This is a genomic window from Neorhizobium huautlense (genome assembly GCF_002968575.1).
GTDB lineage: Bacteria > Pseudomonadota > Alphaproteobacteria > Rhizobiales > Rhizobiaceae > Neorhizobium > Neorhizobium huautlense.
On sequence record NZ_PVBM01000035.1, the window covers coordinates 23816 to 35150 of the forward strand.

Consider the following 11335-nt stretch of genomic DNA (forward strand, 5'->3'; position numbering starts at 1 on the left):
GTGATAGATGAGGAGACCTATCGGCGCTCCCTGGTCGAATTTTACGAAACCGATTTCAGCCGCTTGCCTTCGGGATCGTGCTCGACCTTGGTCGCGATATCCCTGGTCCAGGCGGAAACGGCCGGAACGCGAGTCCTGTCAACACGATAGGCGTATTTCTTCGCAACATCGACGATCTCGCCCAATAGTCCTTCGCCAAGCGTGGTGGGCTCGAGGCCGAGGCCCAGAAACTTTTCGTTCTTGACGATCAACTCGTTTTCCGGCGCTTCCTTGCGTGGGTTCGGCAGCCAGGCGATCTTCGAACCGGTCATTTTCGCGATCATTTCGGCCAGGTCGCGGACCCGGTGGGTCTCCGTCATCTGGTTGAAGATCTCGACGCGGCTGCCGCGGGCAGGCGGGTTCTTCAGCGCAATCTCGATGCAGCGGACCGAATCCTGAATGTGGATGAAGGCGCGCGTCTGACCGCCGGTGCCGTGGACGGTGAGGGGATAACCGATCGCCGCCTGGATGAGAAAACGATTCAAGACCGTCCCGTAATCCCCGTCATAATCGAATCTATTGATCAATTGCGTATGGCGTCGGGTCTGTTCGGTGTGGGTGCCCCAGACGATGCCCTGGTGCAAATCGGTGATCCTGAGACCGTCGTTCTTTGCGTAGAACTGGAAGAGCAACTGATCCAGGCATTTGGTCATGTGGTAGATCGAGCCGGGATTGGCGGGGTAGAGGATTTCCTGGGAGACTTCACGTCCGTCCGCCGTCTCGATGCCGACCGGCAGATAGCCTTCCGGGATTGCCGCACCGACCGTCGAATAGCCGTAGACGCCCATGGTTCCTAGATGGACCAGATGCGCATCGAGGTCGAGTTCGACCAGCGCATTCAGAAGATTATGGGTGGCGTTGACGTTGTTGTTGACCGTGTAGTTCTTGTGGCGGTCGCTTTTCATGGAATAGGGCGCCGCACGTTGCTCGGCGAAATGGACGATTGCATCCGGACGATGTTTAGCGAGCCAGCCCTTGAGGAGCTCGTAGTCCCTGGCAAGGTCGATCAGATGGAAGTGGATGCGCCGGCCGGTCTCGGCATGCCAGATCCGGGTGCGCTCCTGGATGGAGTCCATCGGGGTCAGCGACTGGACACCGAGCTCGGTATCGATCCAGCGGCGCGAGAGGTTGTCGAGGATATGGACCTCGTGGCCGCACTCGGACAGGTGGAGCGATGTCGGCCAGCCGACAAAACCGTCGCCGCCCAGGACTGCTATCTTCATGATGGAGTCTCCGCTGGTTTTTGGAACATTTCCTGATAGGGAGGAAGTATGACAGGACTTAGTTCGGTCCACAGAAACTGGAACAGTGCTTGACGTTCATCCAGTGGGTGAACAGGAATTTTTCAAGGCAAGCTTATGCAGGAACACAATTTTTTGCTATCGGGCGAATTGATTGAAGGCGGCCATCGGCTTCTCCAGCGCGTCTATTACGAAGACACCGATTTTTCCGGCCTCGTCTATCATGCCCGTTATCTGCACTTCCTGGAACGCGGCCGCACCGACTATCTGCGCTGCCTCGGCTGCGAGCAGAGCGCGCTTCTTTCCGCCGATGAAGAGGGCCTCGTCTTCGTCGTCCACCGGATGGAGATCGACTTCAAGCAGCCTGCCCGCATGGATGATATCCTGACGATCCAGACGGTGACGGAAAAGGCAGGCGGCGCCAAGATGGTGCTCAACCAGGAAATCAGACGCGGCGAAACGCTGCTGATTGCCGCCAAGGTCGTGATCGCCGTCATCAACAAGCACGGTCGTCCGCGCCGTTTGCCGGAAGCGATCGCGGAGAAGTTTCTGGGGCATCCGGTTTAGCCTGTGAAAGTATAGCAGACCTCCCGCCTGTAACGCATTCTTAACGATAATGATGTCTTACTGGCTTGTGAGGAATTTGTGCAACGCACGCCTTCCTTTGACCAAAATTGAAAGCGAGAAGCCAAGCTGGAAACTCAGGGTATCTTGGGGTTAAGGCGGGCGCACCCGGCGATCAACGACATTCTCGCGAGAGCGCGCTTTTGAACCCGCCCGGTCCTTAAAAGCCGGGCGTTTGGATTCGGGGATAGTAGATGGAACACGAAGTTTTGGCGGCAGCGGCGAGCGACGTCAGCCTCTGGTCGCTGTTCATGCAGGCCGGGCTGGTCGTCAAGCTGGTCATGATCGGTCTGATCGGCGCGTCGGTATGGACCTGGGCGATCGTCATCGACAAGTATGTGAGCTTCGGCAAGGCCAAGCGCCAGTTCGACCAGTTCGAGCAGGTGTTCTGGTCCGGCCAGTCGCTCGAGGAGCTCTACCGCACGCTATCGGAGCGGACGAACAACGGGCTTGCCGCCATCTTCGTCGCCGCCATGCGCGAGTGGAAAAAGAGCTTCGAACGCGGCGCGCGCTCGCCGATCGGCCTTCAGATGCGTATCGACCGGGCAATGGACGTCACCATGGCTCGCGAGGCGGAAACCTATGAAGCCCGCCTCGGTTCGCTTGCAACGATCGGCTCGGCCGGTCCGTTCATCGGACTCTTCGGTACCGTCGTCGGCATCATGACCTCGTTCCAGGCGATCGCCGGTTCGAAATCCACCAATCTTGCGGTCGTGGCGCCCGGTATCGCCGAAGCGCTGCTCGCCACCGCGATCGGCCTCGTCGCCGCTATCCCCGCGGTCATCGCCTACAACAAATTCACTGCCGATGCCGGCAAGCTTTCTGCCCGCATGGAAGGTTTCGCCGACGAATTCTCGGCCATACTGTCGCGTCAGATCGACGAGAAGCTGCAGCCGCGACAGGCGGCGCAATAACGGTTCGGGCCAAGGAGTAATCTCTCATGGGTATGTCGGCCGGAGGAGCAAAGGCATCGGGTGGCGGGCGTCGCAGGCGCGGCGGCCGTCGCGGCGGAGCAATCAGCGAAATCAACGTGACGCCGCTTGTCGACGTCATGCTCGTGCTGCTTATCATCTTCATGGTGGCGGCGCCGATGATGACGGTCGGGGTGCCGATCGACCTGCCTGAAACGCAGGCAAAGGCCATGAATGCGGATACGCAGCCGATCACCGTATCGGTCAATCCGCAGGGCGAAATCTATCTGCAGGAAACGCCGATCGCCATCGACGAGATCGTGCCGAAGCTGCAGGCAATCGCCACCACCGGCTATAACGAGCGCATCTATGTGCGCGGCGATACCACAGCCGCCTACGGCGTCGTCATGAAGGTGATGGCCCGCATTTCTGCAGCAGGTTACAAGAACCTCGGTCTTGTAACTCTGCAGGAACAGGAGAAGTGATCGCGGCGCCATGAAAGGTAGTCTCGGCACATCGCTGATCCTGCATACGCTGGTGCTCGGTGCTGCACTGGTGTCGCTGAGCGCGCCCGCTTCTTTCGAGGTGGCCGATGTCGAAGCCTTGCCGGTCGATATCATACCGGTCGAATCCATTACCCAGATGCAGCAGGGCGACAAGAAGGCGCCCATGTCTGAAAAACCTTCTCCCAAGGAGACCAAGAATCAGAAGGTCGTGGAAAACGCCGAGAATGCCGGCGAGAACGATCTCGATCTGAAGACACCACCGACGCCGGCCAAAAAGCCGACGCCGACGGAGGCTGCCGCGGCGCCGGAGCCCGTCGAACGGCCGATGCCGACGCCGACGCCCGAACAGAACGATGTGAAGGACATCGTTCCGGAAGAGACTGCGCCGAAGCCGACCGAGATGGCCGCGCTGCCGCAGCCGAAGCCGGAGATCGCGCCGACACCTCCAAAGCCCGAGCCGACTCCGCCGCCGAAACCCGAGCCGACGCCTGCGCCCGCCGAAGCGAAGTCCGAAGACATCCCGCTTCCGGATGCGGTGCCGCTGCCGGCCGCCAAGCCGAAGCCGGAACCGCCGAAGGAAGAGGCGAAGCCCGTCGAGAAGCCGGCTGAAAAGCCCGCCGAGAAAAAACCGGAAACGGCAAAGCCGACGGAAACCGCCAAGGCTGCCGAGAAGCCGACGGACAAGAAGGAAGGCAAGAAGCAGGAGACCGCCAAGTCCTCGTCTTCGAAAGCGAGCGACTTCAACGCCGATGAGATTGCCTCGCTGCTCAACAAGCAGGAAGCGTCCGGGGGCGGGGCCAAGCGCTCGTCGTCGCCGGCGTCAACGGGCAGCACCAAGCCCTCGACCGGTGCCAAGCTCAGCCAGAGCGAGATGGACGCGCTGCGCGGCCAGATCCAGAAGAACTGGTCGGTGATTGCCGGCATCGAGGGTGCTGACGGCGTGCTGATCCGCGTGACGATGAGGCTCGATCAGACTGGTGAAATCGTCGGTGAGCCGGAAGTGGAAGCCTCTGGTGGCTCAGACAACGCCCGCCGTACGCTCGAGGCGAGCGCTCTCCGCGCGGTTCGCAGGTCCGCGCCGTTCAAGAACCTGCCTGCCGACAAATACGACGCCTGGAGTGAAGTTGTCGTCAACTTCGATCCGAGCGAATTGCTTTGAAAGGCTTTAGTAACATGATGAAACGTTCTTTCATCCGCCTCGTGCTTGCGCTTGCCGGCATGGCCGTGATGTTTGCCGCGCCCGCACAGGCTCGCGTAGAAATCAACATCAACAAAGGCAATGTCGAGCCGCTGCCGATCGCGGTGACGGACTTCCTGTCGAACAACGAGCTGGGGCCGCAGATCTCCCACGTCATTGCTGCGGACCTTCAGCGTTCCGGCCTTTTTGCGCCGATCAACAAGAGCGCCTTTATCGAGAAGATCTCCGACCCGAACCGGGCGCCGCGTTTCGAGGACTGGAAAGTCATCAACGCGCAGGCGCTGGTGACCGGCCGCATCACCCGTGAAGGCGATGGGCGGCTTCGGGCGGAATTTCGTCTCTGGGACACGTTTTCTGGCCAGCAGATGACCGGCCAGCAGTTCTTCACCCAGCCGGAAAACTGGCGCCGGGTGGCCCACATCATCGCCGACGCGATCTACAAGCAGATCACCGGCGAAAATGGTTATTTCGACACCCGCGTCGTCTTCGTTTCCGAAAGCGGGCCGAAGAATGCCCGCCAGCGCCAGCTTGCGATCATGGACCAGGACGGCTTCAACGTCCGCATGCTCACCAATTCGAAGGACATCGTGCTGACTCCGCGCTTCTCGCCGAGCCGTCAGGAAATCACCTACATGTCCTTCGAAGGCAACCAGCCGCGCGTCTATCTGCTGCAACTGGAGACCGGGCAGCGCGAGGTCGTGGGCAATTTCCCCGGCATGACCTTCTCGCCGCGCTTCTCGCCGGATGGCCAGAAGGTGATCATGAGCCTTCAGCAGGAAGGCAATTCCAACATCTATACGATGGACCTGCGCTCCCGCACCACGACGCGGCTGACCTCCACCCAGGCGATCGACACGTCGCCTTCCTATGCGCCTGATGGTGCGCGGATCGCCTTCGAGAGCGACCGCGGCGGAAGGCCACAGATCTATGTCATGAATGCCGACGGTTCCGGCCAGACCCGCATTTCCTTCGGTGACGGTTCCTATTCGACGCCGGTTTGGTCGCCGCGCGGGGACCTGATCGCCTTTACGAAGCAGTCGGGCGGCAAGTTCTCGATCGGCGTGATGAAGCCGGACGGTTCGGGCGAGCGTATCCTGACGAGCGGCTTCCACAACGAGGGTCCGACATGGGCACCGAACGGTCGCGTGCTGATGTTCTTCCGTCAGAATGCCGGCGCCGGTGGGCCGCAGCTCTATTCGATCGACCTGACCGGTTACAACGAGCAACAGGTCAAGACCCCGTCCTACGCATCCGACCCCGCCTGGTCGCCGCTTCTGGAATAGCGGCAGTTAACGGGAAAGAGGCGGCTTTCCGCCTCTTTCCGGCCTTATTCTGTTGAGAAAGGGCCAATAAAGGGACATCGGAATAATTCGTTAACCATAAGTGTTTGATCGTGGTTAACCGAGCCCGGTTAGAGTCTGGCAACTCTGATAATTAGTGATCAAGGAGAGACCGGCCATGAGCCGCATTGAAATTTCGGCGATGAGCCGCATGCAGACCCTCGCTCGCAACCCCGCCGTCATCGCTCTGACGCTCGCGCTTGCGCTCGCGGGCTGCGCCAACAAGAAGAACCTGCCGAACAGTGCCGGGGAACTCGGCCTTGGCGGGGCTGGTGCCGCGACGCCCGGCTCGAGCCAGGACTTCACCGTCAATGTCGGCGACCGCATCTTCTTCGATACCGACTCGACCTCGATCCGCGCCGACGCCCAGCAGACGCTCGACCGCCAGGCCCAGTGGCTGCAGCGCTATCCGAACTACGCGATCACCGTCGAAGGCCATGCCGACGAACGCGGCACGCGCGAATATAACCTTGCCCTCGGCGCACGTCGTGCTGCTGCCACCAAGGAATATCTCGCTTCCCGCGGCGTACCGGCGAATCGCATGAAGACGATCTCCTACGGCAAGGAACGCCCGGTCGCCGTGTGCGACGACATTTCCTGCTGGTCGCAGAACCGTCGTGCAGTGACGGTTCTCGGCGGCGCCGGCATGTAATGCGGGCCACTCGCCCCAACAAAAGGCGGTCTTCGGGCCGCCTTTTTCTTTTTTCCATAGTTTAGCCCTGTTTTCGGGGATTTTTCATTGGTGACTTGGTTGCTTTTTGGCGGCAGTTGGAAAAATCTCCCCTCGCGCCAAATCGGTGCACACTAGAGAGCAGGACGAACACTCATGAAGAAACTTGTCTTGGCAGTGATGCTGGGGCTCATGGCAACGGGCGGCCCGGCTGGAGCCTTCTCGCTGCCGAAACTTTTTCAGGGCGGCAGTCAGTCTGCTGTAGAACAGCCGCGGGCCGATAATCCGCCGGTTGTTCTCGCACAGGCCAACGAGGCAGTCCGTGTCCAGCAACTCCAGGAAGAGATCCGGCAGTTGAATGGCCGCATCGAGGAAATGAGTTTTCAGCTGCTGCAGATGCAGGAGCAACTGCGCAAGACGCAGGAAGACAACGAGTTCCGTTTCCAGGACCTGGAAAAAAAGAAGAGAAGCGAAGCTGACACCACGGCCGGGGGACCGGCCGTGGCGTCCAACCGCGCTCCGCCTGCGCAAGCTGCTCCTCCGGCTCAATCCTCGGATGACGTTGCCCGCATCATCGGATCGCCTGCCGACAGCGATATCGGCCAGCAGCAGGGGGGCGACAGCCGGACGGCGCCGCCGCCCACGACGCTCGGCTCCATCGATTTTGACCAGAACGGTAATCCCCGCGCCGCCACCCGTAACGACCGCAGCAATTCGGCGGCGCTTCCGGGCGTCGATACCGGCCCCGCACTGCCCGGCAAAACTGCCACCCCAGGCCGGACCGATCCGCAGCAGACCGCATCGCTGGGCAACGAGAACGACGCCTATCAGATTGCCTACAATCACGTGCTGTCCGGCGACTATACGCTCGCGGAAAAGGAATTTTTGGCCTACATCCAGGCTTATCCGAAGGGTGGACGCATTGCCGACGCGAATTTCTGGCTCGGCGAGGCGCAGTATTCGCAGGAAAAATACAACGAAGCGGCAAAGACGTTTCTGAACGCCCACCAGAACTACGGCAAGTCGGCCAAGGCGCCTGAAATGCTGCTGAAGCTCGGCATGTCGCTGGCAGCCCTCGACAACACCGAAACCGCCTGTGCGACGCTCCGCGAAGTGCCGAAGCGCTATCCGAGCGCATCCAAGGCGGTGCTCGCCAAGGTCGGCAGCGAACAGAAGCGGCTGCGCTGCAGCTGACGGCGCCCTCCGTGGCTGCCGCAGCCTTCATCCTGTCGCCGGACGAGGCGATCCAACGCCTTTGTCGCGATCTTGTCAGACCGGCCCGTCTTCTCGTCGCCGTTTCCGGCGGCAGCGATTCGACCGGCCTCCTCGTCAGCCTTTCGAAAGCGGCTCGGGAAGATGCCGGCATTACCCTTTTTGCCGCGACTGTGGACCATGCCCTCCGACCGGAGTCGGCCGATGAGGCAAAGGCGGTGTTGGCCCTTTGTGTGGATCTTGGCATTCCCCATGTGACGCGGCGCTGGGAGGGTGCCAAACCCGCCACCGGAGTTTCCGCCGCCGCGCGTGAGGCGCGTTACCGCCTCCTGTTGGAGGTCGCGGACGAGGTAGACGCCACTGCCATCCTTACCGGTCACACGCTTGACGACCAAGCCGAAACGGTGACGATGCGGGCTGCCCGCAGCGAGGCAGAGGACGGGCGGGGCCTCGCGGGCATGGCGGAAGCGGTGCTTCTCGATCGACGGCGCTGGCTCGTTCGTCCCTTCCTCAGGACCCGCCGCGCCGACATTCGTGCATGGCTGGCGTCGCAGGGTCAGGGGTGGATCGAAGATCCCAGCAATCTCGATTCCCATTACGAGCGGGTGAGGGTGCGCGGAAAGCTGACGGGGCAGGGATCGTTTGATCCGGGCCAGTGGTTGCGGGCGGTGGAGCGGCGAACCAGCTTGTCGGATGCCGCCGCCATGTACTTGCGCGATCATGTGACGATCCGGCATGGGGTGCTGGCCCGGCTCTCACCGGAAGGGTTGAAGACGGAAGCGGCTTTGCGCCGACACGCGCTCTCCCTGCTCGCCGCGGTTTTAGGAGGCAGAACACACGCACTCGGCGCCGACAGCTTGGAGCGGGTCATGGCCTTTGTCGAGAGCGGGCAGTCGGGGCGCGTGACGGCCGGGCGGGTGATCTTCGATCTTCGTCGGGACGGCCTTTATTTCGTTCGCGAAAACCGCGGCATGCTGCCGCTTCATATTCGGCCGAGTGAGGCCGATATATGGGACGGCCGCTACCGGATCGACAACGGATGCCCTCAAGAGATCGTTGTCGGCCCGACGGCGCCGGATCGGGAGGAGGCATCCACCTTGTTTCCCGATGTACCGCCTGCCATCGCCATGCGGGCCGCCTCGGCCATGCCGCATATCGAAGCGGCCCTGTCATTTCCGCCCGACGAAAGAAACGGGGAGATCGCAGCCAGTTTGTCCGAAAAGACATCTGCAGCCGGCATAGATGTCGAGCCGGTGCTGGCGCCGTTCGACCGTTTTTTGCCGCAGTTTGATCTTAGGCTCGGCAGCGAAATTGCGGTTTTGCTCGGATGCGACGTTTTTCCCCCGCTGCCAATTAAGGATTCTGCGCGGAAAAGCTAGGTGGCGGCTCCGGTTCGCCTTGGCAAGGACTTCCCGCAACCCTATGTTATGCGGCAAGCAAGGCGGCCGCCTTTAGAGTTGGTCGTCACAGTCCGGGGAGTTCAATGAACCCAAACATTCGCAATATCGCCCTCTGGGTCATCATAGCCCTCTTGCTGGTCGCATTGTTCAGCATGTTCCAGACGGCACCGACACAGTCCAACTCGCGTGAGGTTCCTTATTCGCAGTTTCTGCGCGATGTGGATTCGGGGCGGGTGCGGGATGTCGTCGTTACCGGAAACCGGGTGATGGGCACCTACACGGAAAGCGGCTCTGGGTTTCAGACCTATTCGCCCGTCATCGATGATTCGCTGATGGAGAAGCTGCAGGCCAAGAACGTCACCATCGTGGCCCGCCCGGAAACGGACGGGTCTTCCGGTTTCCTGAGCTATATCGGGACGCTTCTGCCGATGCTTCTGATCCTCGGCGTCTGGCTCTTCTTCATGCGGCAGATGCAAGGCGGCTCGCGCGGGGCGATGGGCTTCGGCAAGTCCAAGGCCAAGCTTCTGACCGAGGCGCATGGCCGCGTGACTTTCGAGGACGTCGCAGGCGTCGACGAAGCCAAGCAGGATCTCGAGGAAATCGTCGAATTCCTGCGCGACCCGCAGAAGTTCCAGCGGCTTGGCGGACGAATCCCGCGCGGCGTGCTGCTGGTCGGCCCGCCCGGCACCGGCAAAACGCTGCTCGCCCGCGCCATTGCCGGCGAGGCGAACGTGCCCTTCTTCACCATTTCCGGTTCGGATTTCGTCGAAATGTTCGTCGGCGTCGGTGCAAGCCGTGTCCGCGACATGTTCGAACAGGCCAAGAAGAATGCGCCCTGCATCATCTTCATCGACGAAATCGACGCGGTCGGTCGTCATCGCGGCGCCGGCCTCGGCGGGGGCAATGACGAACGCGAGCAGACGCTCAACCAGTTGCTCGTCGAAATGGACGGCTTCGAAGCCAATGAAGGCATTATCCTGATCGCTGCGACCAACCGTCCGGACGTTCTCGACCCGGCACTGCTGCGTCCCGGCCGCTTCGACCGTCAGGTCGTCGTGCCGAACCCGGACATCATCGGCCGCGAGCGCATTCTCAAGGTGCATGCCCGCAACGTGCCGCTGGCGCCGAATGTCGACCTCAAGGTTCTTGCCCGCGGTACGCCCGGTTTCTCCGGCGCCGACCTCATGAACCTCGTCAACGAAGCAGCCCTGATGGCAGCGCGCCGCAACAAGCGCCTCGTCACCATGAGCGAGTTCGAAGACGCCAAGGACAAGATCATGATGGGCGCCGAGCGCCGCTCTTCGGCCATGACCGAGGCGGAGAAGAAGCTCACCGCCTATCACGAGGCCGGCCACGCGATAACCGCACTCAACGTGCCGGTCGCGGATCCGCTGCACAAGGCGACGATCATTCCGCGCGGCCGTGCGCTTGGCATGGTCATGCAGCTTCCGGAAGGCGACCGCTATTCGATGAGCTACAAGTGGATGGTGTCGCGCCTGGTCATCATGATGGGTGGCCGCGTTGCCGAGGAGCTGACCTTCGGCAAGGAGAACATCACTTCCGGCGCGTCCTCCGACATCGAGCAGGCCACCAAGCTCGCCCGTGCGATGGTCACGCAGTGGGGCTTTTCCGATGTGCTGGGCCAGGTCGCCTATGGCGAAAACCAGCAGGAAGTCTTCCTCGGCCATTCCGTCTCGCAGACGAGAAACGTATCCGAATCGACTGCCCAGAAGATCGATACGGAAGTTCGCCGCCTGATCGACGAGGCCTATACCGAGGCCCGGCGCATCCTGACGGAGAAACACGACGAGTTCGTAACGCTGGCAGAAGGCCTTCTCGAATACGAAACCATGTCCGGCGAGGAGATCAAGGCGCTGCTCAAGGGACACAAACCGTCGCGTGATCTTGGCGACGATGCGCCGCCTGCTCGTGGCTCGGCAGTTCCTGCTACCGGCTCCAAGAAGGATGAGCCGAAGGGCGGGGAGCCGGAAAGCGGGCTTGAGCCTCAGCCCCATTGAAGGCAAGGACAGGGATAGAAGAAGCTGCTGCGGGTAGCTCCGCGGCGGCTTTTGTTGTGCGCCCAGCATGGGCGCATTCTTGTGGGTGGAAGTCCCACCGTAAGCTGGTCATGGCGAGCGAAGTGAAGCGCAACTGCGGAAGGGCGACCGACCGTGGGGAGGAAGCGTGGATCGAA

10 protein-coding genes are annotated in these 11335 nt (G+C 61.4%); 9 read left to right on the forward strand and 1 reads right to left on the reverse strand.

Going from position 1 to position 11335, the window contains the following annotated elements; translation table 11 throughout:
* Nucleotides 1–41: 41 nt before the first annotated feature.
* On the reverse strand, nucleotides 42–1262 hold the full coding sequence (locus tag C5L12_RS25085) for an NAD-dependent epimerase/dehydratase family protein (protein WP_105374780.1): 1221 nt from the start codon (nucleotides 1260–1262) through the stop codon (nucleotides 42–44).
* Nucleotides 1263–1397: 135 nt separating this feature from the next.
* Between C5L12_RS25085 and ybgC the strand changes: the two genes are divergently transcribed.
* The 9 genes from ybgC (at nucleotide 1398) to ftsH (ending at nucleotide 11159) form a co-directional block, all read left to right on the forward strand.
* Nucleotides 1398–1847: a tol-pal system-associated acyl-CoA thioesterase gene (ybgC, locus tag C5L12_RS25090; protein WP_105374781.1), complete on the forward strand. Its 450-nt coding sequence runs from the start codon at nucleotides 1398–1400 to the stop codon at nucleotides 1845–1847.
* A gap of 251 nt (nucleotides 1848–2098) precedes the next feature.
* Nucleotides 2099–2818, forward strand: coding sequence for a protein TolQ (tolQ, locus tag C5L12_RS25095; protein ID WP_105374782.1), 720 nt, complete (start codon nucleotides 2099–2101; stop codon nucleotides 2816–2818).
* A gap of 26 nt (nucleotides 2819–2844) precedes the next feature.
* On the forward strand, nucleotides 2845–3300 hold the full coding sequence (tolR, locus tag C5L12_RS25100) for a protein TolR (protein WP_105374783.1): 456 nt from the start codon (nucleotides 2845–2847) through the stop codon (nucleotides 3298–3300).
* Between the two features lie 10 nt (nucleotides 3301–3310).
* On the forward strand, nucleotides 3311–4480 hold the full coding sequence (locus tag C5L12_RS25105) for an energy transducer TonB (protein ID WP_105374784.1): 1170 nt from the start codon (nucleotides 3311–3313) through the stop codon (nucleotides 4478–4480).
* Between the two features lie 14 nt (nucleotides 4481–4494).
* Nucleotides 4495–5802: a Tol-Pal system beta propeller repeat protein TolB gene (tolB, locus tag C5L12_RS25110; RefSeq protein WP_105374785.1), complete on the forward strand. Its 1308-nt coding sequence runs from the start codon at nucleotides 4495–4497 to the stop codon at nucleotides 5800–5802.
* 175 nt (nucleotides 5803–5977) lie between these two features.
* Entirely contained in the window at nucleotides 5978–6511 is a 534-nt protein-coding gene (gene pal, locus C5L12_RS25115; protein ID WP_105374786.1) for a peptidoglycan-associated lipoprotein Pal, read from the forward strand.
* 174 nt (nucleotides 6512–6685) lie between these two features.
* The gene (gene ybgF / locus C5L12_RS25120) at nucleotides 6686–7723 is read left to right on the forward strand and encodes a tol-pal system protein YbgF (RefSeq protein ID WP_105374787.1); all 1038 of its coding nucleotides are present in this window, start codon (nucleotides 6686–6688) and stop codon (nucleotides 7721–7723) included.
* An 11-nt stretch (nucleotides 7724–7734) separates the two neighbouring features.
* Complete coding sequence (gene tilS, locus C5L12_RS25125) at nucleotides 7735–9120, forward strand: tRNA lysidine(34) synthetase TilS (protein ID WP_157949117.1); 1386 nt, start codon at nucleotides 7735–7737, stop codon at nucleotides 9118–9120.
* A gap of 104 nt (nucleotides 9121–9224) precedes the next feature.
* A complete protein-coding gene (gene ftsH, locus C5L12_RS25130; protein ID WP_105374789.1) occupies nucleotides 9225–11159 on the forward strand; it encodes an ATP-dependent zinc metalloprotease FtsH in 1935 nt (644 codons plus the stop codon).
* Nucleotides 11160–11335: the final 176 nt, after the last annotated feature.